Source organism: Providencia sp. TYF-12 (assembly GCF_041344805.1).
Lineage (GTDB): Bacteria > Pseudomonadota > Gammaproteobacteria > Enterobacterales > Enterobacteriaceae > Providencia > Providencia huashanensis.
This window is the reverse complement of record NZ_CP166833.1, coordinates 1,728,140-1,751,609: the sequence shown is the minus strand read 5'-3', so window position 1 is coordinate 1,751,609 and position 23,470 is coordinate 1,728,140. Positions and strand designations below refer to the sequence as shown.

Sequence of the window (23,470 nt, the reverse complement as noted above, 5' to 3'; positions counted from 1 at the left end):
AATAGCCCTAGCATTCATATAATTCCCCATATATAGACGAAGTTTCGTGGTTCTATGTTAGCGCCATGACACGTGCTTCATTGAATAATTATATATCAATGCTAGTAATTTTTTATTCGATAGTTATAAACAATAACGAACTTCCGTTTCTTGCTCAGAGCTGACTGTCAGTTTCTAGTATGTACTACACTGCTCGGATATGAGCTAATACAATTACATTTAATCACTTACCCAATTCTTGACTGCTGTTCTAACTTAGCATTACTTCATGCCAACATTTACCCACCTGATAATTTGAGCAATGAATACTATACAAAATGTCTTAGTCAACTCTTTCTATATCCTGTTTATTCAAATCGCTGTTCACGTCCTTCAGCATCCTTACGTTCACGGCCTCTTTCATTCTCTATCCACCGAATCAATTTTTCATTCACCGATTTTGCAGCTATAGAAATGTCGGTACGCTCATGGGTAATTAGCTGGCTAATTGCATCTGCTCTACATTGCATTATATTTGCCAGACTACCAGACCAACAAGAAGGAGTCGTACACTCTGCAAATGCTTCTAAAACAACCTTTGGTTCAGGTGCTAGTTCTAATAATTTGATTGCCACCTCAGACAAGATCGTTGCTGATGTAATCTCATCTTTTACCCAAAGGTTTATGCTCGTCGCTACAACCGCAAATATGCCGCTATCATTTTTGGTACAGCACCACTCAAGCAGGAAATCCACATCTATTTTTTCAAGAGCAGAACCATTCCTATCATCACTACGGATAAAATATAATCGTGACTGTTTTTGCCTACCATCCCCTTCAAAAACACGACAAAGAAATTCGTCTGGCATCAATGACGCAGTCTTTCCAATAACATTTGCAAATGAGTAAAGACAACCGTAGCTATTGTCAATTACATCAAAAATAGTATTTAACCACTCTAGTTTATCCGATTCGTTGCCATCAAAACGTAAAGCAGCATTAATCACACGTTCCATGTTATAATCGCTCATACCGCCAGAGTCATTATCATTCCTCTTAAGTCGCGATATTCCAGCTTTCAGACCAAGTAATCTAAATTCGGCACCAAGAGTATCGATTGCTTCATCTTCGTCATGTAACCTCATGCTAAGGCCATCTAAAACTACATCATCACCATTTTGTTTTCTTAAAAGCCTCGAAATAAGGTCAAGAATGCACTCTTTTGGTAAATCTCCATATTCCTTCCTCCACAAAATCGGTCCATACATGATTGGCCTAATATCTGGATCATCCAAAATTGTCATACAGCGATTCAGATCATTAACTGTAAATTCTCGTTGTGGATGTAGAGCAACTAAAACGTTTCTAAGTTCATTATGTTTTGCGCACTGGTCAAGAAATTCCTGCGCTAGCTCTCTATTTACAGAATCAACTTCGTCAATAAATCCCTTAAAAGCTGAGAAATCTTTATTAATTTCGGGATGTTTCTTCAACTCATCAACAAGATTCTGCCAATAGATTTTCTGATCGTATGTTCCTTTCGCTAATCCTGTACCAAAAGCTATTCGATATGGCATCCAATCAGCAGCAAATAAATTAGAGCCTAGCTCATGGAGCTTATGATTTGAAATAGCAAAAAGTTCACCTAGTCGTTGAGCATTAGCGTCAAGCCGTTTTCGAGCGTCAGTATATTTATCTCCAGAACTATGATTAAAATCATTATCAAGAGCCCAATAATCCCGCCCTCCACTGAATACAAACGTTATTGTTTTTGAAATTAAGCTATTAGGTTCTAACTCTTTCTCTAAGGCCACGAGATTATCTGGTATCTGTTTTAAATTTTGACTATCTTGGCTCTTAGAGTAATCAAAATAAATAACTGAACGAATCGCCTTCCAACCTTCTCCCCAAGGAGAGTCATTATGCAATTTACGAGCTACATCGATAAGTATTTCTCTCATAGCTTCTTGAAACCACATTCCCCTAAACTGATTCGCCAGAATTTGTCGAGCACAGTTTTTCAACTCAAGATCACTTGAGATCCCTAATTGTAATGCAAAATTAATAAAAGTATGATGCCACTCAACCAATTCATCGTAGTCAGGTTCGAATCCAAAATCCCTAGGCTTAGCACCAAATTCATACAACCCAATACCTGACCATAAACCACCATCAAGAGCAGTTGAAAGCATTTTAAGCCCTAAAGATCTACGAGCAACGATATCTGAAGTAAGGCATTCATTCATAATCTCAATACGCTGCTCTATAGAAGCATGAGTGCCTGATAAATATGCCTGAAAGAATTTAGTGAGCTTTTGCCCTGCATCATCATGGTTATTACTTTCTTTTTCATTATCTGCAATTCGAATTAACAATTTAGCACATTGCACAAAATTACTAGGCTCATAAGCTAATGCTTGTAATAGTTTGATAGTCGTTGTTCGACGAGAGTCATAGCGCTTTAACTCGTTGAAATTAGAGTTAGTGATTTCTACCTGAATTCGGTTCAATAACGCATCAGGTGCCACTGGAGCGATATATTCCAACATCCTTATTTGTGAATCATCTAGTTCTAGAATTTTCCCTAACAGTCCTTCAGGTTGTAACCAACCTTCAACAATCTCGATGGCGACAGGATGGTCATGTAACAACCCTAATCGATGAGCAAATGACATTAATAAACGTTGATTGTTCGATGCTTCAAAGGTTGCCCTAAGCTGTTCGATGGGGATACTATCAAGTGCTGACGATGCTAATCTGTTCGCAATAGCATGAGGTAAAATAGCTCGCCAATGAGCTCTTTTTTGTACAATATGCCTATCTATTAATTTTTTGACTGTGCGGAATAATTGGTTTTTAGAATACCCAGAAAGAGAGCCCAATACTTCTAATTCACTTCCCCCTACATCGGGATCAGAAATCGAAAATGAATATACTAAAGATAATATTTCAGCTTGCTCCCTTAAATCATCGTTTTGGTGATTACGCTGATCGAATAAACGGTTAAACAATTGAGCGTCGGATAGTTGAGCCAAACTTTCCCCCTCTTCCACCCTCTCCGCTATTGCCAAAGAGACTCTTGCATTACCATCTGCAAACTCTGCAATCCTACGGGCATTATTCTGGCCTATATTAGGAAAACGACGGAGCAGTAATTTTTCAGCGACTTCGGGTCCAACTGTCTCTACGTGAATTACCTCTGTGGTCTGTGGCTTATCATCCCTAATATCGTACTCAATAGTAATGAGTTTTACATTGTCACATGCAGTAGAAACCCTTTTAGCCAAATCTGCATGGAGGTCTGATGGACAATTATCAAGGATCATAATTGAATGTCGGTTTTCAGAAATAAGCCTCTCCAACATGACTGTAGCCGACGGCTCTGGTTCAGCACCAGTATCGACATAAACAGCAATTGTTCTATCAAGAGCATCTGTTCCAACTGTATCTACAGTTTCATCAAAAAGCGCCTGTACGATACGCGTTTTTCCTACCCCAGATAACCCAGTAATACGAATTGCTTTATTAGTCGTTCGTACAAGGTCTCTCATCGGTCCGATTGCATCTTCAATACTAAGATTCTGACCTTTTCCTGATGGCAATGAGATCTTCACACCTTGTGCGAAAATTATAGTATCTTCAGCTCCTTGCGGTGGATTGCTCCATGCCCCATACGGCTGCCAGCCAGAGTATCCTCTACCCAACTTCCTTTTCACCCATAACATCACTGACGGATGTTGGCGCACCCACTGAGTTAATTTAGAACGGTCAAAGAAGCATAAATGCAAATTACTGCCATTAGGATCTCTGCTCGCTGCATCCTGCATGGCTTCAATACGGTCTTTTAACATTGGAGGAGAGCAATCATCAGCTAAGCTGACAATAATGTAACTTCCCCCTTGTGCGGCTAATAAAGAAATCGTTGATAATAATTCACCATCAATAACCATTTCTTTTGTAATAGCAGTCTTCGGCATTGAATGTTTTTTTGATTGAAGGATTGTATTCGGTCTTTCAATAAATCCTGTAGTTAATTGCTCTACAGGAACATTAACATGAACATCAATACCATCATCTGGAGCATTGATTGATCCAGACCAATTTACCCTAGCAGGGCTATGACCATGTACTGCTACTTCTGCCTCTGAAAGACGAGCGATTAGTTCTTCTAACTGAACATCAGATAGCCCAAGTAATTCACCTTTTTCAATATCAAAAATTGCCATGGCTTAGACTTTTTAACGAAAATATTGGCACTTAAATTGCCGAAAGTGAAACTATTATATCGAATTGAGCTAATAGTGCATGTATAAGGTATAGAATGAGTAGAACAATCACAGTAAAGACTAATAAATTTATGATCAGCCTAACTGTCGTAACACTATTGGTTCAGAAAAACCAGAACTAAACCAATAGCATATCAACATAACTATCAAAACTGATTTATTTAATCATACTCACTTAGATCTTTTCTTGGCATTTTTCTTTTTATACTTTCTGGTTATAGCTACTTCCTCCATGGCAGCTCTGACATCATCGTAATCTCTAGACCAATTGACAATTTTGTTAGTTAAATCATCATATTTGATCTCTATTTGTGGATATTTATTTTTTACTAATTCAATATACCCCCATAAATCTTCTGTAATTATTTTTGCTGCAACAGTTTTGTTTTTCCATTTTAAAGACTTAGGGTTCGATTCAAGCAACAACTCACATGCTTTTTGTCTTATTTTAGCGTAGCCATCACTCCTAGTTCGGATTCCCTTTTTAGCCGCCTCAGATCGTTGTCTATTCAATCGATTTAAATCTTCACTAAAATAACTATAAACGCCTAATCCAAAGCTCTCGCTTAGCACCTCTAGACTTTGCATTAAACACTCAACAACGACAACTTTATGCTGGAATGGGGTATTTCTTTCATAAAAATTCATCGCTAATTGAAAGTTAACACTTGACCAAAATACACTATTTAAAAGATAAACATTAACGCCTTTATCTTTATCATTAAATTTAAGATGCAGACTCCTAACTCGTCTGCGATAACTACCTACTGGGTCTTTATTATTTGATATTTTGGCATATAACTCTGCTGCATACTTTTTAACTTCATCATCTTCCCCATTCAACATACCTAAAACTTTTAACGTTGAATCAGCGCGTAAACCCCTCCACCCTCTTTTTTTTATTTCATCATGAAATTGTGCTTGTTTACTTTCAGTAGCCTTACAAACGACACGTATTAAATCAATTAAATCATCCACTTAAAACACCCTCAATATTATTTTTGCTTCCACCATATTTTTCATCCCTAAGCCGCAATAAAATAGCTATTACAAACTTAGACATAACTTAATAAGTAGAGGAAATCACACTATGAATCAATCCAATATCATGATTCTTCGACTACCCACTGTAATCGAACGCATTGGTATCGGTCGTTCCACCATCTATGACTGGATCAACCCAACATCACCAAGGTATGACCCAACGTTTCCTAAACAAAAAAAATTAGGGAAGCAATCTGTTGGTTGGATCGAATCCGAAATCAACGATTGGTTACTTCAACGAGAGTCAACTTAGCTAGTCATCATTTTATCATTAACGATATTAATGTTTTATTGAGAATGTTTATTATTGTGAAGAAGTTAAAGAAGTAAAACCAAAACAGGCCTAAAATATCGAATATTGACTATTCAATAACGTTAAAAATTATTTATACAAAACTTAAGAGAGGATAATTATCATGTCTCAACGGATAACTATTACTGTAAAAAATGAAAACAGTTTAAAACAGATAGATGAGTACTGCTGTAAGCATAAAACTTCACGTTCATCTTTAATATCCAGTATATTAAAGAGTGCTTGCCCATTACTTTCAGAGATAAACCAATACACTCAATTAACTAACGAGCTTGAAAGTAAATTATTTTCCCCAGATAAATCTTCAATGAATTATCAAGGAAAAGCATCGACATTTTCTTTAGCTGAACATCTTTTAGATATATGGCAAACGCACATAATAGAAAAAGGTGTCATTATTGATCAACATGCTTATCCTCATGCATTTAAAAGTCCTAAAGTTGGTCTCAAAGAAAAAATAAGCATTCAAGAAGAACTAGAACACTACATTAGCGAACCAAATATTAAGAAGGCTATCTTTATTTATACTGATAGGCATGTTCACTATAAGCTACATAAAGCAGGTGGATTATCAAATACAATTTTAATTAAAAATACTGAGTATAAAAATTACATTTTTGACTTTAATGGGATCATTAACATACCGATGAATGATATTGTTTTTTTTGGCATTGAAGAAGCGATAAAGAAAAGTAAGGTACAGTTAAAACATACCTATGAGGCTTTTATACCGATTTATCACACAAACCATCAGTGCATTCTAATTGGGGTTATTGATAGGAACAATGCCAACAAAAGAATAGACAAAAGCTCAAACACCATAATCATAAACCCACTATAACAGGTCATTAATACGTTTTTTGATACCTAAGGGAATAAAATGAGCCATTATGCATACATCCGAGTAAGACATGATGACAGTGATGCCTTAGCAAATCTTGAGCAATACACACAGGAAATTGTCACGTTTTGCCCTGAGGTTAAGGATAATATCATCATTGAACGTCAACCATTGCTTGATGTGAAACTTCCTCCACCACAACTTATGGAGCATATTGACCATATTTTAACACCAGAAGACACTTTAATAACAAGGAGTCTCTATGATATAGGAAATAATACTCATCAGGCTGCACAGATTTTATCTCGATGCCATGAACTTGGTATGGCTGTTGTCATCCTTAATCAGTCTATCACGAATATATTTGAGCAGAAGTTTTTCTTGCTAGACGTGCTGAATCTATTAAATGATTTAGAAGAAAGCTATGAAGTACTAAAACTAAGCAGGCGACATTACATTTCGTTATCCCAAAATAAGTCATTAGGTCGGCCTGCAGGAAGTAAGTATAAAGATTATATTTACGATCTGAAACACAAGGGATATAAACAACGCGAGATAGCAAATAAGCTTAACATTAGTCTTTCAACTATAAAACGCCACTGGAATAAAGACATTTTCGAATAGGACTAACTCCAGAGTAATTAATTAATAGAAAATGTAGTTACAGTACGACTCTAAATATAATTTTCGTGTTGGATAGGTATTATATATACCATCTATCATAACTAGCAAATAATAAAAATATAGTAGGGGTGCATTACATAAAAAACACCAAGGAGACGATATCTAATTTAATAAAAAACCATTTCAAACCTTATTAGCTAAATAATACAAAAAGGGATAACGCAGCTCCTTTGCCCTATCCCTATATTACTTTAATCATATTAAAGGGTAAGTTAATATTACCCTAGGGAATACTCATGTCTAAAAATGAATATAATGAATTTTATCTAGAATGCATTGCTGATACATTGAATTATGCTTTAAAGGAATACCCTCGTATCACGGTAATACGAGTTGACCTTCACTTTCCGTCTATTATCGATAATGGAGATATGCCGACATGTTTCCCTTATTTAGAAGGAAGTCCTATATCCCGATTTACTGACTCCTTAAAGGCTAAACTTAAGCACGATCAACACCGTAAAAAGCTTCAAGGTAAACGTACTTTTGAAAACAACATGCGTTATATGTGGGTAAAAGAAATCGCAACTGCAATACAGCCTCACTTCCATGTATTTTTAGTCTTCAATAAAGACGCATACTACCATTTAGGGGACTACAATTTAATCGAACCTAGTTTACGGACCATGATCACCACAGCTTGGTACAATGCATTACAGCTCGAGTTTAATCCTACTTTTGATAAAGGCACATTAGTACACTACCCAGAAAACTGTCGATATTGCTTAAATAAACTTTCAGCATCATTTTCTGATGATTACCAATTAGTCATGAAACGTTTGAGTTATTTAGCAAAAGAATACTCCAAGCAGTACAGCCCTGTACGTCGTAGTTTAGGGCGTAGCCAGTATTGATATTTGTGGTGGCCTTAGGGCCACCTATACAATAAGGTAGCATTCCTACTGGTAACACCGCTAGCCTATCATTATAACAGACTAGTATCACACTCAATGAACGTTACTATTCAATGCGTAAGAAAACGATTGTACTCCCATCTTCCTAACTCACTTAATTCAATTCGAATAATTTGAGAAAAATCATATTAATGGTAATATAAGCAATCGTAATACATTAAACTCAACATTAGAAAAATCAACTATTAATCAAATTGTTATGTTTGATTTGTAACATGTGACAAAGGCCTCATTAAGCAAATACAAGCTACCACTGCCTAGTTGTTGTAGTTAGTCTAATGAGCGAATATAGCAACACTAGTAACTTACGTTAGTAATTTATCTATCCGTTTAGCAACACATTAACAAGAACAATAAACGATAGTAAAAACCAATGGGCATCAAGGAGTGTGGATATGTCGTCGGAAGCAGATACTAGAGCTAATTATATAGATCCAGCACTTAAGGCTGCATATTGGCAGCCAAGTAATATAATTCGAGAGCATTTCTTTACCGATGGACGCAAACTTGCAGGTGGAATACGCGGTCGTCGTTGCTTTGTCGATTATCTACTCCATAAAGACAATCGCTACCTTGCTGTAATTGAAGCGAAAAAAGAATCTTATTCCCCAACAGAAGGCCTTCAACAAGCCATCGACTATGCTCAAAAGCTGCTCGTTCGCTTTGTCTATTCAAGTAATGGCAAACAAATCTATGAACTCGACTTAGAAACTGGAAAAGGCGACTACATCGAGTTTTATCCAACACCTGAAGAATTAGAAAAACGCTATGCTGGTATTCACTCCAACTTAGGCCAACAGCTTCGAAATGTCCCCTTTCACATAGAAGGAGCAATGCACCCACGTTATTACCAAGAATTAGCGGTGCATGCAGCCACTGACGCCATTGGTAAAGGAGAGTCCCGTATACTTTTAACATTGGCTACGGGCACTGGTAAAACCTTTATTGCTTTTCAGATCGTCCATAAACTATTCCAGTCTCGTTGGAACAAAGAATCACCTGGCACTCGCCGCCCTAGAATATTATTTTTAGCTGATCGTAATATACTTGCAGACCAAGCGATCAACACATTTAACCCTTATGAAAAAGATCTAATTAAGATTAATGGTGAAGAAATAAGAAAGCGTCATGGGATTGTGCCAACTAACGCACATATCTTTTTTGCTATCTATCAAGCTATTGCCGAACGAGAAAATATAGAGGGTTATTACAAAGCTTATCCAAGTGATTTTTTTGATCTAGTTATGATTGATGAATGCCACCGCGGAAGCGCTAATGAAACTGGCTCATGGCGAGCTATTATCGACCATTTTAGTAGTGCAGTACATGTGGGCCTTACTGCCACACCAAAGCGTGAAGCAAACATTGATACATATGACTACTTTGGAAAACCTGCATTTGAATACTCATTAAAAGATGGTATCAATGATGGTTTCTTAACTCCTTACCGGGTCAAACGGGTGCGAACTAACTTAGACGAACTAGTGCTTACCAAAGATGACCAAGTGATCGAAGGCGAATCTGGGCAAGATATTTATCAGGTAGAAGATTACGATAAAAAAATTGTGGTCGATGAGCGTACCGAACTGGTCGCTAAAGCTATTTTAGACACTATAAATCCACTAGAAAAAACTATCATCTTTTGTGAAAACCAAAATCATGCACTCACCATGCGCGATATGATCAACAAATACAAAAAAGTAAAAGATCCACATTACTGTGTTCGTGTAACTAGTGATGAAGGTAAAATAGGTCGTGAATTACTAGAAAAGTTTCAGGATAATGACAAAGACATACCTACCATTATTACCTCATCGCAAATGCTTACCACTGGGGTTGATGCCCGTAATGTGCGTAACGTAGTGCTGGATAGAACCGTTGGTTCAATGGTGGAGTTTAAACAAATTGTGGGTCGCGGAACCCGTGTTTTCGATGGCAAAGACTACTTCACCATTGTCGATTTTCGCGGTGCAACTAATAAGTTTTACGACAAAGACTGGGATGGTGAACCTGAAGCAACAGAGTCAGATGGTACAGCTGAACCAATACCACCGCCTTACACACCAGAGCCATCTGAAGGAACAGATACTTCAGATCCCGAGCCTAGGTCCCGCTTAAAAGTAAAACTGAGCAAACACCGTGAACTTAAAGTGATTGATATTGAAACTCGCTATATCGATGAAAATGGCAAGCCACTAACGGTGCAAGAATTTGTTGAGCGTCTAATAACCCAGTTACCAGGGTTATTTAAATCGGTTGAGGAACTACGTCAGATTTGGTCAGACCCCGATGAACGAGAAACCTTACTCGATAAACTCGTGCAAACAGGTTTTGACAAAGAACAACTTGCCACGCTGCGGCGGATATTTGAAGCAGAAGAGTGTGATATCTTCGACCTGCTGGCCTTTTTAGCCTTTGAACAGCCAATGGCAACTCGCAAAGCACGAGCCGATCATGTACGTACTAACCACGCCTTCTTTGGGCAGTACCAGCAAGAAAAGGCTCAACAATTTTTACACTTTGTACTCAATCGTTATGAGCAAACTGGCAGCACTGAGCTATCGCGTGATCGCTTACCTGCTCTCATTGAGCTATCGGGATTGGGTACAGTGAAAGATGCCTCAACAGCATTCGGTGGAAAGCCAGCCTATTTACTGGCTGCTTTTAAACAATTACAACAACAGCTTTATCACGTAGATTAAAATGGAACTAACTCTAGCACCTAACCCGCTGCACAACCAGCGCCAAACCCTGTATATCAATAAAGTAGCAACCTTGATTGGTGAAAATGGCAGCGGTAAATCAAGTATCTTGCAATCGGTATTTGAAGAGCGGTTAAACAAACGCGCATATCAACAATTAAACGTAGTATGCTTTTCCTCTGGGCAAAATGAAAACTACTCTGAAAGGTTTGGTATTTATTTAAAACGTGAACGAAAAGCAGGTAGGGGACTAGGTTTGGAGTGCATTTACTTTAATAAGCAATGGTCTAAGTTGCTTATTTTTCTTGCAACGGCTACCAAGCGTAGTGGCAAAGTTCGTTCATTCTTACGTGAGCGTGGCTATGTTACAGAATTGGAGGCTGGAGGTGATGACCAATCTAGCCGCTTATTGTGTAAGTTCAAAGTAGATAAAAAATACGTTGAAAGAGTACAGGACGCATTAAGACAAGAAGAAAGAGGCGAAGTTAATACACTGCGAAACACTCCTTACTTCCGCTCACTAGATAGTTTTATTGGCGTATTTCACTCTAGAGATTACGATTTTGAGCAATCGATTCGTAAGTACGAACTTGAAATACCAGCTAACCGCCTTATCAATGTCTCATTCGATTACCCAAGAGAAATACAAGCTGGTGATGAAGATGCTGAAACTGGAAATGAAAATGCTCAAGCGCAAAATGTATCGTTTGATCCTGAAGTCAGTTTTTTTACTCAAGCTGCAGACAACAATTACTTCATTGATAAAAAAGGATATAAGCTCTTTTTTAAAGATGGAATAGAACTTGACCAATTGAGCGATGGTGAATACCAACTGCTCTTTCTATACGCCTTGATAGACCTTTTTGATGCGCCTAATACTCTATTTCTGTTTGATGAAGCAGACTCACACCTACATTACAAAAACGTAGAGAAACTATGGTCGCTATTACATTGCATACAAGGCTATGCAATTACTACCACACATTTATTGGATTCTATTTCTGCTAAAGAAAACCGTATAGAACATCTAAAAGTTGTGGAACACGGACGAATTAATGAAGACAACAAAATCAAGCAATTGATCAGTCGACTCAGTGTGCTTTCCCGCGCCAAATCCGTTGAATTTGAAGTATGTGGTAAGTTACCGAGTATTGCCATATTGGATGATGAGAATGACTGGGCAATATTCGTCAAGTTGGCGAAAAGGAAGGGGCATGATGTCACTAGAATCGCCGCCATAAGCCCGTTGAAAAAATCTTCAAGCTATACATGCGACGAGGACACGCTGGGCGAAGTTAAAGTGAATTGGGTCAAAGCACTAAGCTCGTCAGAGAGTCAGATTTTTACAAGAAAGATTTTTTTGATATGTGACAGAGATGAGGCTAATCCAAGCTGGAAGCCTAATGGTGTGCAGTTGGCCGGTCGAACTTACGGTGAGCTAGTTAGCTCAATTAAGTGGGCAGAAGGTTATCGGGTAGATACCTTTTTACTAGCTTGGAAAAGGCGAGAGGTTAAGCACTACTTATTAAGTTTCACTGCGTTATCACATCACAACCAAATAAACACTGTTAACAACGATCGTTTAGCTGCGGAATTTCATTTAAAGCCAAACGATAGTGGTGATAACGATGGAATTAGAAAACTATCTTCAAATGTTGTTAAAGCTGCCACACATAGCCTTATTAATAACCTTACAGGTGCTGAACATGAAAAAGGGCTTTGTATGGAAAAGCTCCAAGCCTATATCGACCTGATTCCACCAGAAGAAATCAGCGAAGATATCACCAATATGTACTATTTTATTATCGGAAAACTATAAGCCATGTCATTACAACAAAAGATTGACCGAATTACCGACATACTGCGCCGCGACGATGGCATTAGTGGGGCAATGCACTACACCGAGCAAACTTCGTGGGTGTTGTTCTTAAAGTTTTTGGATGATTACGAGTCTGAAAAAGAAGATGAAGCAGTACTATCAGGGAAAGACTATCAACCTGTATTAAATGAAAAGCACCGTTGGTCAAATTGGGCCTGCCCGAAAAATACCGATGGCAAACTAGATATCAATAAGGCTCACACTGGTGATGACTTAACTAATTATGTCAACAACGAGTTATTTCCTTACTTAAAAGGCTTTGCCAATATCGCAGCCACTGGCTCAGATCCTAAATCTTTTGCCTATAAAATTGGTGCAATCTTTCAATACTTAGACAACAAGGTTGCCTCGGGTCATACACTGCGTGAAGTGCTAGATATTATCGACACGCTGAATTTTCAATCCAGTGATGAAATGTTTGAGCTCTCGTTGGTCTATGAAGGCTTATTGCAAAACATGGGTGATGCTGGTGGTTACGCGGGTGAGTTTTATACACCACGCCCTGTAGTACGCGCCATGATCAAAGCCATTAACCCACAAGCAGGACAAACCATTTATGATGCTGCAGCAGGCTCTTGTGGATTCTTGGTTGAAGCTTTTGAACACTTGAAAACTAAAAAAAGCGAACTATCCACCGAACAATGGAATTTTATTCAGCGCGACACCTTTTATGGTTTTGAAAAAACTTCTCTGGCATATGTGATGGGTATGATGAACATGATTCTGCATGGCATCGAATCACCCAACCTTTTCCGGGGCAATACCCTTACCCTGAATATCCGCGATATTCAGGAAAAAGATCGTTACGATATTATCCTCGCAAATCCTCCGTTCGGTGGGAAAGAAAAAGATCAGATCCAACAGAACTTTCCCATTAAAGCGAATGCTACCGAATTGCTGTTTTTACAACATTTTATGAAAACCCTAAAAAGTGGCGGCAAAGCAGCGATCGTAGTTCCAGAAGGCGTACTGTTCCAAACCAACAATGCTTTTAAACAAGTCAAACAGGAACTGCTCGAAAACTTTAACCTGAACACTATTTTAAGCCTGCCCGCAGGGGTATTTTTGCCATATTCGGGTGTTAAAACCAACGTGCTGTTTTTTGAGCGCAGCGGCGGTACCAGTGACGTGTGGTACTACGAATGCGAACCTGAGCAAAAACTCACCAAAAACAAACCGATCACCGATGAACACTTAAAAGAGTTTGTGAAGCTTTATAGTAGCCGAGAAACCACCGAGCGCTCATGGACGGTATCAGTCAGCAAGCTGGTAGAAGAAGGCTACGACTTGTCCGCCAAAAACCCAGCTAAACAGAAAGATACTAAACATTTAGCGCCAAACGATATCCTTAAACAGATCCGAACCAAAGAAAAGCTGGTATCTAGCCTCTTGGATGAAATTGAAGTTCTGTTAGCGGAGAAGTAAAAATGGAACAGATTTTATATAAGCTACCGAATGGGTGGGAATGGCATATCATTGAAGACGTTGCGCAAATCGGAACTGATAGAGGATTTGTGCCAACTCCAGATCCTGAAGGGAATATCCCATTTATTGGAATGACCGATATTGACCAAGAAACGGGTCAAAAAAGTACCTACGAACGACGAAACTTTGATGACGTAAAAAAGGGATACACAAAATTCCAGCGTAATGCGGTGCTGTTTGCCAAAATTACACCTTGTACAGAAAACAACAAAACAGCTTTAATAGACAATGTAAATGGTGGCTTCGCAACAACAGAGGTTTTTCCAATTCATGCACTAGATAGCGTTGAACCAAAATATTTATTGCATTTCTTTCGATCTCCATCAGTTCGGCGTTTTCTAATAGATCAAATGGAAGGTGCGACTGGACGACAACGAGTACCTTTAAAGGCTTTAAAAAGCGTTAACATTCCTATTTGTAGTCTAGAAGAACAAAAATACATCGTCGAAAAACTTGATACTCTGCTCACTCGCATCGACACCGCTATCCTACATTTGCAAGAAAGCATTACATTGACTGATGCATTGTACGCAAGCACGATAAATGAACAAATGATGCAAGCGATTGAGTTGTTCGGTCTATCTACAGTAGAAAAACATATTGAGCAAATTCAGACAGGAACTACCCCCCCAACGAAACAAGCTGAATTTTACGAAAATGGTGACATTAACTGGTTCGCACCTTCTGACTTTGGTGATCACGATATTCTTTCTGATTCCAACAAAAAACTGAGTCAAAAAGCATTTGATGCAGGTAAAGCACGCAAATTTGATGCAGGAACAATCATGCTCGTCGCCATCGGTGCTACCATCGGGAAAATCGGTTATCTGGAACAAGATGCTAGTTCTAACCAACAAATTACCGGTATGAAATTCAACAGTGACATAACTCCTAAATATGCATATTACTGGTTTCGTTTTATTAAATCTGAAATTTTGGCCAATGCGTCAACCGCAACATTGCCTATCATAAACCAGAAAGGCATTAAAGCACTTTCGTTTTGCCCCCCCAGCAAACAGCTACAGGAAACTATTTGTAAAAAGATTGATGAAGTTTCGAATTTTAGAAATACAGTAAAAGTTGAATTAAATGAAAAAGTACAATTAATGTGTTTATTAAAAGCATCAATTCTCGACTCTGCCTATAAAGGCGAGCTCTAAGGAGGGAGTATGGCATTCGATACCACAGTTTTTGAACAAAAAGAATTTAGGGAAGCAATTAATAAACTTGAAGAATTACTCTCACACTCAAAAGCGGTTCTGTTAGGTGCAGGGGCGAGTTTTTGTGCTGGGCTTCCATTAACAAACCAGCTAACAGAAAGAGCACTAAAAAGTGACAAGCTCTCCGATGATTCCAAACAGATATTGATTGCCATACAAACCTCTTTCGCAGGTGCAAATCCAGCTTCACACATTGAAGATTACTTAAGTGAACTCGTCGATTGGCTTGCTATCACGGCTCGTCGAGCAAATCGTAACGTAACAGCGAGCAAGGTGGCTATTGGTGGCACTGAATATAGCAACGATCAGTTATTACAAGCGATAACCGAGATAAAACTCGCTATTTTTGAAGTAATTAGTGTTGAAGTAGATTCTGCTGTACATGAGCGTTTTGTTCAAGCACTGCATCGACCTATGCGACCAGGAAAAAACAGCTTACCAAGCACCATCGATTATCTAGTGATGAATTACGACACGCTAATTGAAGACTCACTCGCACTATCACAGTTGAGATATGCTGATGGTTTAGAGGGCGGTGTATCAGGATGGTGGAACCCTTCAACGTTTGAACAGAACAATCTAAATGCCCGAGTATTTAAGCTACATGGTTCCATCAATTGGGCTGAGCATGCTTCTTCATCTACGCCATTGCGAATTGCTCCACATTTGAAGCGTAATCAAGACAAAGCGGCAAAAATTATGATTTGGCCAGCTTCTACTAAATACCGTGAAACTCAGCTCGATCCCTATGCAAACTTAATGCATCGAGCTAGAGCAGTTTTAAACCCGCAAGGTGGCAGTCAACGTGTTTTGTTGATCACTGGGTACAGTTTTGGTGATGCACACATCAACCTAGAAATTGAACGTGGTTTAAGGGCCTCAAATGGTAATCTGACCGTGATGGCCTTTACTAGCGACACTGAGCCTAGTGGAGTATTGCAGACTTGGTATCAAGATAACTCAATTAACGAACAAGTACTGATCTTTGCTGATAAAGGATTTTTCCACGCAGAGCAAAAGGCTATCTCAACCAAAAGTATTGAATGGTGGAAGTTTGAAAACCTAACCCAGATCCTTGAAGGAGGTGTTTGATATGGATAACAAATACATAAAGCCCATTGAAAATCTCTCTATCGGGAAAATTATTGAGGTAGATGGCTCGCGCATTATCGCCGAGCTCGACCCTACTATTTCAGACTTGTCCCGAGTATTTGCTGGCGAAAACTATCCAATTGGGCAATTTGGCTCAATCATTAAGGTTCATTTTGGCCGCCGCTCTATTTATGGTTTAGTCAGTCGATTACGAATGAAGGCTGACTACCAGCTAGAAAAGGGCTTGCCTGTCGCATCTTCCGATGAACGAATTATTGAAGCTGACTTGTTTGGAGAGGCTGAGTGGCGTAGGAAAGGTGAAGATGAGTTTGCCCTTGCGTTTGAACGCGGTGTTGCTACTTATCCACTACCGCAGCAAACCATTTACCTGACACCCAAATCAGAGCTTAGGTTTATTTACGGTGACGCCAAAGGTGCCGTTATTCAACTTGGCGAGCATGTTGGCTCTGGCGGTGCACCTTGTTACGCTGAGTTAAATGAATTGCTAGGTAAGCACACTGCCATCCTTGGTTCTACCGGTGCTGGCAAATCAGGCACTGTTGCGGCTGTTATTCACAGTATTCTCGAACGTGGCCTGATAGCCAATCATGAGCGCTGGCACCCACAAATTATTATCCTTGATCCACATAATGAATATGGCAAAGCGTTCCCCACACACCAACGTTTATCGACCGATGAAGGTTCACTTAAACTTCCGTACTGGCTACTCGATTTAGAAGAGTCATTGAGCTTGTTTATCGGCAAGACTGAGTTTGCAGCAACCTCACAATCAAACATTGTTAAAAATGCCCTAATTGCAGTTCGAGAGCAGGCGGCTGAGCTGCTTGGGTTTGATAAGAACCAATTAACGGTTGACTCGCCGATTCCTTACATTATTGGCAGCGCAGAAGGCTTAGACCATTTCGGATTCAAAGATGGAGCTCTCTACGAGCAAGGATTAATTGGTGCAATTAACGCTCAGCGACCAGAAAACAAAGATAAAAAACAGCATGAGGATTTTAGTAGAGTTATTCGAAAGATAGATTCATTGCTAAAAGACGGGCGTCTCAAATTTATGATGGAAAGTTGGAATGGCGCCGAAGATCCGTTACCTACAATCGTCAATCAATTCTTAACACAGAAAACCACAGTTCAGATTGTTGACTTGTCTGGTGTACCTAATGAAGTCGCTGGTGTTGCTAGCGCTGCAATTGCGAGAATCATTTTTCAACTTAAAGTCTGGCAAACCGAGGCTGAACGGCAAAATAGCCCAGTACTTTTGGTGTGTGAAGAGGCTCACCGATATGTTCCGAATCGTGGTGAAGCTCAATATGAGGCGGCACAATCAGCAGTTCGCCGTATTGCTAAAGAAGGGAGAAAATATGGTGTTGGCTTATTGTTAGTTTCACAAAGGCCTAGTGAAGTTGAATCTACAGTACTGTCGCAATGTAATTCATGGATCGTACTTCGTATAACTAATGATGCTGACCGCGAGCATGTTCGCAGTATATTGCCTGATTCAATGTCTGGCTTAACAAAAATGCTTTCAGGTCTCAGACGTCAAGAAGCCATATTTGTCGGCCAAGCAGCAACGTTACCAACCAGAGTGATGATTAGAAGCTTATCTGATGAACAGTTGCCTCGCTCAAATGATATAGATTTTGACAAGGGATGGCAGCAACAGGCTATGACAATAGAGCAAATTAGTGATGTGGCTATGAAGTGGCGTTATCAAACTAAGTAATTTTTGCAGCATTCATAGATTACCACACAAAAAGGAGATACTCAGTGAACAACTAAGTTGAGTGCACAATAGGCAACGTACCTTAATTACTCAATGTGGACGTGTTCTCTTCTATGCACTTATAACTAAATATTCACTGAGTATCCTTTTGATATTATTGTATTGATAATTATAAAAAATCTCAGATATATATTATCTCCTTGAATAGCCACAATGATTTTTCAAGGATATAATATGAACCTACAACCCGAATTAGGAAGGGTGATATCCGCCTTTCCTATTTCATTTAAAAATCTGTTTTTCAACCAACTTAACCATCTCATCAACTACTCCCCCACCATTGGTCTAATGGGTAAAACGGGTGCAGGAAAATCCAGTCTTATCAATGCCCTATTCCAGTCCCCATTATCGCCAGTGAGTAATGTCTCTGGCTGCACACGCCAAGCCCAGTACTTCAGTATGACGATGAACAATCATACGCTCACCTTTATAGATTTACCCGGCGTAGGGGAAAGCATCGAACGAGATAAAGAATACCACCAGCTCTATCGTAACTTATTGCCAGAACTGGATTTAATCATCTGGGTACTCAAAGCCGATGATAGGGCATGGTCTTCTGATGAACAGTGTTACCGATTTCTCACCGAGCAATGTGGTTATCAACCAAGCCGCTTTCTATTTGTGCTGAACCAAGCCGACAAGATAGAGCCCTGTCGCCAGTGGGATGAACAACGCCACCAGCCATCCCCAGAGCAAGCGGCTAACTTAGAATTGAAGCAACAAGCCGTGATAACCGCATTCAAGCCACACCACCCTGTGATGACAGTCTCTGCGGCAGAAGGTTACCAACTGACTGAATTAACAGAGCAACTCATACAGGCGTTACCGGCGCAAGCCAGTAGCGGTGTCGCTAGGCAACTGAACAGCACTTACCGGACGCAATCCTTGGAGAATGTCGCACGTAACGATTTTGGGCAATGCGTCAGTGATATCGTCGATACGCTGATAGACATCCTTCCCCTACCTGTCTTGATAAAGAGTACGATTGGTACGGTCAAAAATAGCATCGTCTCCGTCGCTAAGTCCCTGTGGAGCCTATTCTTTTAGCTTCTTAAATTAACGCAACATTAATGACATCTAGCGCCACTCCTTAACGGGATTGGCGCTTTTTTATTTCTTTTTAATGGAGTATCAACTAATGAATCATTCAACCGAATCCGCTATCACAATGGAATTAGTACCTGATGAACAACGCCTTGATTTTTGGCTCAACCATTTTGGTGCAGTAAAAGGCTGGGCTACCTTTGAAGTGGTGATCTTCACCACGATGGGTCAATTCTGCAATGAGTATCATGGCGGTTACTGGGAGTATGGCACGCTCAGCAATGGCGGTGCTTTTATTTACCCCGACCTCAACGCAGACACCTTAACCTTATTCAACATGCACAACGGCAATGAAGCCACCGTGAGCCAAGAGGCGGCAGGCATTGCCGTATGTCTTATCCTATACAGCATCTGGTCATTCCAAACTGAAAGCGAAGTGATGTGCGACCGCTTTTATCAGTTGCGTGACTACGCGTTACAACATCCCGAATCCGCTGCCATTTTCCACTTAATTGATTAATCAGGAGTCTATCATGAGTTTATTAGCTTCGCGTTTTGGCTCTGCTAACAGCATTCGTCGTGACCGTCCACTCACCATTGAAGAATTATTTCGCACAGTGCCCAGTGTGTTTTCTGAAGAAAAACACGATTCGCGTAGTGAACGGTACACTTACATTCCGACCATTACCTTACTTGATAGCCTGCAAAAAGAAGGCTTCTATCCATTCTTTGCCTGCCAGACCCGGGTTCGTGATATTAGCCGTCGAGAGCACACAAAACATATGTTACGCCTCAGACGGCATGACCAAATCACAGGCGTACAAGTGCCTGAAATTATTTTATTAAATAGCCATGATGGCTCAAGCAGTTATCAGATGTTGCCGGGACTCTTTAGAGCTGTATGCTCCAACGGTTTGGTGTGCGGTGATGAATTAGGGGAAGTGCGTGTCCCCCATAAAGGGGATGTTGTGGGTAAAGTGATTGAAGGGGCTTATGAGGTACTCGATACGTTTGAGCAAGTGGCTGAAAAACGCGAAAGTATGCAGTCGTTATTGTTACCGCCACCTGCACAGCAAGCCTTTGCGGAAGCAGCGTTGACTTATCGCTTTGGTGAAGAACATCAACCCGTTACACGAGAGCAAGTTTTACAGCCTCGACGCGTTGAAGATAAGAAAGAAGACCTTTGGACGGTGTACCAACGTTTACAAGAGAACTTGATTAAAGGGGGATTATCAGGTCGTACCGCAAAAGGTAAACGTGCCCGAACTCGTTCAGTGAATGGGATTGATGGTGATATTAAACTCAATAAAGCGCTGTGGGTGATGGCGGATACCTTATTTAACCAACTCACTCCTCGCCATCCCAACTAATTTTCCCGCCCTGACAGGTTGTGTCGTTACGCCTTACTTTCTTATCGTTCAAATAAAAAGCATAACGTTATTTATCAATGAATTACTTATAGTGATTTTTCATTAAAATGCCTAATGAGAATTTTTCCCAACAGACATAACCTGTCAATCCCCTAAGTTAAACTCCCTCACTTCTTAATTTCCTAACGTCTGTTATTGAGAGCAATACGTTATGTTTCAGACCAATCGAAAATATGACCGCATGGCTGTGCGACTCTCAGCGCTGATTGCCCGCTTAATGGCAGGAGAAAATCTTGTGCTCTCATGTTTAGCCCAAGAGTTCAATGTTTCTGAACGCACGTTACAACGGGATTTACGTGAACGCTTGGCTTATCTGGGGGTAGAAGGTCGGCAAGGTTGTTATCGCTTGCCTATCAATACGCTAAAAGCTTATCGAGACAAAGATGTTCTGACCTTTGTGAAACAGATTGGAATGACTCGATTGTTTCCGGGGCTAGACAGCCGCTTACTGGGATTACTGCTAACCCAACAACCCCATGCACCCTGTTTGATTTGGCACCATGCCCATAAGATTTCAGCTTTACATGCCGACCATTTCTATCAATTGGTATATGCCATTACCAGTAAGCAATCTATTAGCCTACTTACGCCTGAGCGTCGTTTTAATCCACTACAACCCTATCAACTGATTTACCGTGAAGGTCAGTGGTATTTACTGGCTGAATACCACCAGCAAGTGCATGTCTTGTTGTTAGAAGATATCCAGCAAGTTCAACCACTCAATACCCCCTTCACACCGAAACACACAGTGATGCAGCTGTCACAACAAAACAGTTTTATCGCGGCACTACCGCATTTTAGATTGATATCACAATTACTTACCTCTCTTCCATCCCACAAAGAAAGGAGCCGACCATGACGCTATTAACCCCACTAGCATCACATCCAACACATTGCCCTCACTGTTCTTCTGAGCAAGACATCATTCCATGGGGCTCGGGCTGGATGTGCCGCGATTGCGGTCATGAATGGGCCATACCCATTCAAAATAACTATTACATCGTGAATTCATCATCACATAAGGAAGCTTAAAAAATATGAACACCGTTTCACACTTACAATTGGGTTTAGAACGCATCGCTATCGTTATCAGTATTTTGTTATGTCTTTGGATCACTGGCGCATTGTTAACATATTTCCAGCTTATCGCCCTTATCATGAACCCGTATGGGATCACATTGATGTACTTCGTTTTATATCTCTTGGCGTTGGTTATCCCACAACTCTTGGCGCAATTAGGCTTATGGATTTTGAGTGCTTTCAAGGGGGTTGATTATAAAATCCATTTCAACCCCAAATTAGTTGCCATTATCTCGTCCATCATTATCGGATTAGCCCTCTCTAGCCTACTGATTATCATGTCATCCGGTTGGCTATACGGTTTTACTGAAGGAATCGCCACCACGATATTGCTGGTTGATTTACTTATCGCCACTGGTATTGCCTTTTATCTTCATCGACGAATTCGTCACTGGATTTCAGTGCGACTAAACCGTAAGTCATCACATTAACCATGATCAGCCATTTTTGTTGTGAGTGCCTTATTCACCAGATAACCACCGAATACGCCATATCAGGGAAAACCAAGCACCCATTAGACGGTGTTCATCAAGCGTCAATCTGACGTTTCTATTTATGTTGATAGGAATTTATAATGAAAAAATATATATTCGTAACTGCATTAGCCTCACTGTGGTTGATGACGTCACCAGCCTCTGCCAACAGCCAGCCCCCTAAAAATACCATTTGGGAATATAAAGGTGATGGCGGTAAAACCTTATGGCAAGTGTGTGGGAGCCAAAATAGTAGCTGTAGGATTGTAGGCTCAACCAAGCATTATGTTGCTGTACTGAATCATAAATCTGCGTCAGGTTGCGCATTTGGTGATTTTTATATCGTGGCAAGAACTGACGGAAACTGGCAACAACGCGATACGGGCACTTGTAGCCCTAATGCTTATGTCCAAAAAGGATACATTAATAACGGGCAATATTCGTCAGTTGATATTGGTGTCAACGGTACTATCGTCAAACGCTATCCGATAGGTTATTGGAACCAACAAAAAGAATTATCAGGTAAAAAACGCCCACGGTGGAAAGAAAAAGACCGTACTAAAGGCGGATTGCAAACCAACCAACAATAAATAGCATTCTCGCTACCATCATTTGCGGTAGCGAGGACGAGAAAAGATAATTAAAGGTAACGTAATGAATAAGATAAAAAGCCTATTTGCGATAGGATTATTGGCAGTGAGTGCATTTAGCTTGGCTGAAGAACAGCAGCGTTATGCGAGCATCACACATACGAGCTCAAATTTTATTAACCAAGGTTACTGTGGTTATTCATTTACCCTCGATAATGGCGGTAGCCATATAGTTTTAGACCATGCGGAGTTTGGTGCGCTTGAGTTAACGCTACGAATGAAAGATGGGCAAGGCAAAGTATTAGGGGATACGATACTGGAAGTGGAACCTTTTGGCGATTCTAGCGCCACTCGTGCCACCTTTGCAGGGTTGGAAATTCCGTGTGAGGATGTTACTGAGTTTGAAGTGGTTAAAGTGGTGGAAGATCAGAACGGGCGTAAGGTCGAATTGCCGTTATCCATCTTTGAGGCTAATAATCCAGAATTGGCGAAGATGAGTGTGGAAGGGAAAAAATAATAGTTTTTTAGCTATCGATCAGGGTAACGAGTGGTAGATTGAATGATCTGCCATTTTTTTTGGTTAGTAGGCTTTTTTAAGTATCTTAAACAT

The 23,470-nt window shown here is 40.0% G+C and carries 20 protein-coding genes; 18 read left to right on the top strand and 2 right to left on the bottom strand.

Translation table 11 applies throughout. The features are described 5' to 3' along the window. Window positions 1-347 precede the first annotated feature (347 nt). Window positions 348-4,205 (bottom strand): hypothetical protein, encoded by a 3,858-nt coding sequence (locus ABE954_RS07785; RefSeq protein WP_371025837.1) that lies wholly within the window; start codon window positions 4,203-4,205, stop codon window positions 348-350. Between the two features lie 231 nt (window positions 4,206-4,436). Continuing rightward, on the bottom strand, window positions 4,437-5,243 hold the full coding sequence (locus tag ABE954_RS07780; protein ID WP_371025836.1) for a hypothetical protein: 807 nt from the start codon (window positions 5,241-5,243) through the stop codon (window positions 4,437-4,439). 112 nt (window positions 5,244-5,355) lie between these two features. Between ABE954_RS07780 and ABE954_RS07775 the strand changes: the two genes are divergently transcribed. The 18 genes from ABE954_RS07775 to ABE954_RS07690 all read left to right on the top strand — a co-directional run bounded on the left by ABE954_RS07775 (window position 5,356) and on the right by ABE954_RS07690 (window position 23,377). Then, window positions 5,356-5,562, top strand: coding sequence for an AlpA family transcriptional regulator (locus ABE954_RS07775; protein ID WP_048608913.1), 207 nt, complete (start codon window positions 5,356-5,358; stop codon window positions 5,560-5,562). 163 nt (window positions 5,563-5,725) lie between these two features. Continuing rightward, window positions 5,726-6,463: a hypothetical protein gene (locus ABE954_RS07770; protein ID WP_196718997.1), complete on the top strand. Its 738-nt coding sequence runs from the start codon at window positions 5,726-5,728 to the stop codon at window positions 6,461-6,463. 39 nt (window positions 6,464-6,502) lie between these two features. Beyond that, window positions 6,503-7,087, top strand: coding sequence for a resolvase (locus tag ABE954_RS07765; RefSeq protein WP_371025835.1), 585 nt, complete (start codon window positions 6,503-6,505; stop codon window positions 7,085-7,087). 296 nt (window positions 7,088-7,383) lie between these two features. Next, window positions 7,384-8,001 carry an inovirus Gp2 family protein gene (locus ABE954_RS07760; protein ID WP_371025834.1) on the top strand — a complete coding sequence of 206 codons (618 nt, stop codon included), beginning with the start codon at window positions 7,384-7,386 and terminating at the stop codon, window positions 7,999-8,001. A gap of 455 nt (window positions 8,002-8,456) precedes the next feature. Then, window positions 8,457-10,763: an EcoAI/FtnUII family type I restriction enzme subunit R gene (gene hsdR / locus ABE954_RS07755; protein ID WP_371025833.1), complete on the top strand. Its 2,307-nt coding sequence runs from the start codon at window positions 8,457-8,459 to the stop codon at window positions 10,761-10,763. Between the two features lies 1 nt (window position 10,764). After that, window positions 10,765-12,582 (top strand): AAA family ATPase, encoded by a 1,818-nt coding sequence (locus tag ABE954_RS07750; RefSeq protein WP_371025832.1) that lies wholly within the window; start codon window positions 10,765-10,767, stop codon window positions 12,580-12,582. Between the two features lie 3 nt (window positions 12,583-12,585). Next, the gene (locus ABE954_RS07745) at window positions 12,586-14,067 is read left to right on the top strand and encodes an N-6 DNA methylase (protein WP_371025831.1); all 1,482 of its coding nucleotides are present in this window, start codon (window positions 12,586-12,588) and stop codon (window positions 14,065-14,067) included. Window positions 14,068-14,069: 2 nt separating this feature from the next. Next, window positions 14,070-15,287 (top strand): restriction endonuclease subunit S, encoded by a 1,218-nt coding sequence (locus ABE954_RS07740; RefSeq protein WP_371025830.1) that lies wholly within the window; start codon window positions 14,070-14,072, stop codon window positions 15,285-15,287. Between the two features lie 9 nt (window positions 15,288-15,296). Next, window positions 15,297-16,439: an SIR2 family protein gene (locus ABE954_RS07735; protein ID WP_371025829.1), complete on the top strand. Its 1,143-nt coding sequence runs from the start codon at window positions 15,297-15,299 to the stop codon at window positions 16,437-16,439. A 1-nt stretch (window position 16,440) separates the two neighbouring features. Continuing rightward, the gene (locus ABE954_RS07730; protein WP_371025828.1) at window positions 16,441-18,183 is read left to right on the top strand and encodes an ATP-binding protein; all 1,743 of its coding nucleotides are present in this window, start codon (window positions 16,441-16,443) and stop codon (window positions 18,181-18,183) included. A 234-nt stretch (window positions 18,184-18,417) separates the two neighbouring features. Further along, on the top strand, window positions 18,418-19,290 hold the full coding sequence (locus tag ABE954_RS07725; protein ID WP_371025827.1) for a GTPase family protein: 873 nt from the start codon (window positions 18,418-18,420) through the stop codon (window positions 19,288-19,290). Between the two features lie 91 nt (window positions 19,291-19,381). Continuing rightward, window positions 19,382-19,807 (top strand): antirestriction protein, encoded by a 426-nt coding sequence (locus ABE954_RS07720; RefSeq protein ID WP_272581735.1) that lies wholly within the window; start codon window positions 19,382-19,384, stop codon window positions 19,805-19,807. Window positions 19,808-19,820: 13 nt separating this feature from the next. Beyond that, the gene (locus tag ABE954_RS07715; RefSeq protein WP_371025826.1) at window positions 19,821-20,657 is read left to right on the top strand and encodes a DUF932 domain-containing protein; all 837 of its coding nucleotides are present in this window, start codon (window positions 19,821-19,823) and stop codon (window positions 20,655-20,657) included. Window positions 20,658-20,868: 211 nt separating this feature from the next. Beyond that, window positions 20,869-21,576: a helix-turn-helix transcriptional regulator gene (locus tag ABE954_RS07710; protein ID WP_371025825.1), complete on the top strand. Its 708-nt coding sequence runs from the start codon at window positions 20,869-20,871 to the stop codon at window positions 21,574-21,576. Beyond that, the gene (locus tag ABE954_RS07705) at window positions 21,573-21,749 is read left to right on the top strand and encodes a hypothetical protein (protein ID WP_371025824.1); all 177 of its coding nucleotides are present in this window, start codon (window positions 21,573-21,575) and stop codon (window positions 21,747-21,749) included. Before ABE954_RS07710 ends, ABE954_RS07705 begins: the two co-directional genes overlap by 4 nt. 5 nt (window positions 21,750-21,754) lie before the next feature. After that, window positions 21,755-22,228, top strand: a complete 474-nt coding sequence (locus ABE954_RS07700) for a hypothetical protein (RefSeq protein ID WP_371025823.1) — start codon at window positions 21,755-21,757, stop codon at window positions 22,226-22,228. Between the two features lie 143 nt (window positions 22,229-22,371). After that, window positions 22,372-22,860, top strand: a complete 489-nt coding sequence (locus tag ABE954_RS07695) for a hypothetical protein (RefSeq protein WP_371025822.1) — start codon at window positions 22,372-22,374, stop codon at window positions 22,858-22,860. Between the two features lie 64 nt (window positions 22,861-22,924). Then, window positions 22,925-23,377, top strand: coding sequence for an IrmA family protein (locus tag ABE954_RS07690; RefSeq protein WP_371025821.1), 453 nt, complete (start codon window positions 22,925-22,927; stop codon window positions 23,375-23,377). The last annotated feature ends 93 nt before the right edge of the window (window positions 23,378-23,470 follow it).

Excerpts from the sequence above, each read along its gene's own strand:
- ABE954_RS07785 (WP_371025837.1), bottom strand. The coding sequence starts at position 4,205 with ATGGCAATTTTTGATATTGAAAAAGGTGAATTACTTGGGCTATCTGAT.
- ABE954_RS07775 (WP_048608913.1), top strand. The coding sequence starts at position 5,356 with ATGAATCAATCCAATATCATGATTCTTCGACTACCCACTGTAATCGAA.
- ABE954_RS07770 (WP_196718997.1), top strand. The coding sequence starts at position 5,726 with ATGTCTCAACGGATAACTATTACTGTAAAAAATGAAAACAGTTTAAAA.
- ABE954_RS07765 (WP_371025835.1), top strand. The coding sequence starts at position 6,503 with ATGAGCCATTATGCATACATCCGAGTAAGACATGATGACAGTGATGCC.
- ABE954_RS07760 (WP_371025834.1), top strand. The coding sequence starts at position 7,384 with ATGTCTAAAAATGAATATAATGAATTTTATCTAGAATGCATTGCTGAT.
- hsdR (WP_371025833.1), top strand. The coding sequence starts at position 8,457 with ATGTCGTCGGAAGCAGATACTAGAGCTAATTATATAGATCCAGCACTT.
- ABE954_RS07750 (WP_371025832.1), top strand. The coding sequence starts at position 10,765 with ATGGAACTAACTCTAGCACCTAACCCGCTGCACAACCAGCGCCAAACC.
- ABE954_RS07745 (WP_371025831.1), top strand. The coding sequence starts at position 12,586 with ATGTCATTACAACAAAAGATTGACCGAATTACCGACATACTGCGCCGC.
- ABE954_RS07740 (WP_371025830.1), top strand. The coding sequence starts at position 14,070 with ATGGAACAGATTTTATATAAGCTACCGAATGGGTGGGAATGGCATATC.
- ABE954_RS07735 (WP_371025829.1), top strand. The coding sequence starts at position 15,297 with ATGGCATTCGATACCACAGTTTTTGAACAAAAAGAATTTAGGGAAGCA.
- ABE954_RS07730 (WP_371025828.1), top strand. The coding sequence starts at position 16,441 with ATGGATAACAAATACATAAAGCCCATTGAAAATCTCTCTATCGGGAAA.
- ABE954_RS07725 (WP_371025827.1), top strand. The coding sequence starts at position 18,418 with ATGAACCTACAACCCGAATTAGGAAGGGTGATATCCGCCTTTCCTATT.
- ABE954_RS07720 (WP_272581735.1), top strand. The coding sequence starts at position 19,382 with ATGAATCATTCAACCGAATCCGCTATCACAATGGAATTAGTACCTGAT.
- ABE954_RS07715 (WP_371025826.1), top strand. The coding sequence starts at position 19,821 with ATGAGTTTATTAGCTTCGCGTTTTGGCTCTGCTAACAGCATTCGTCGT.
- ABE954_RS07710 (WP_371025825.1), top strand. The coding sequence starts at position 20,869 with ATGTTTCAGACCAATCGAAAATATGACCGCATGGCTGTGCGACTCTCA.
- ABE954_RS07705 (WP_371025824.1), top strand. The coding sequence starts at position 21,573 with ATGACGCTATTAACCCCACTAGCATCACATCCAACACATTGCCCTCAC.
- ABE954_RS07700 (WP_371025823.1), top strand. The coding sequence starts at position 21,755 with ATGAACACCGTTTCACACTTACAATTGGGTTTAGAACGCATCGCTATC.
- ABE954_RS07695 (WP_371025822.1), top strand. The coding sequence starts at position 22,372 with ATGAAAAAATATATATTCGTAACTGCATTAGCCTCACTGTGGTTGATG.
- ABE954_RS07690 (WP_371025821.1), top strand. The coding sequence starts at position 22,925 with ATGAATAAGATAAAAAGCCTATTTGCGATAGGATTATTGGCAGTGAGT.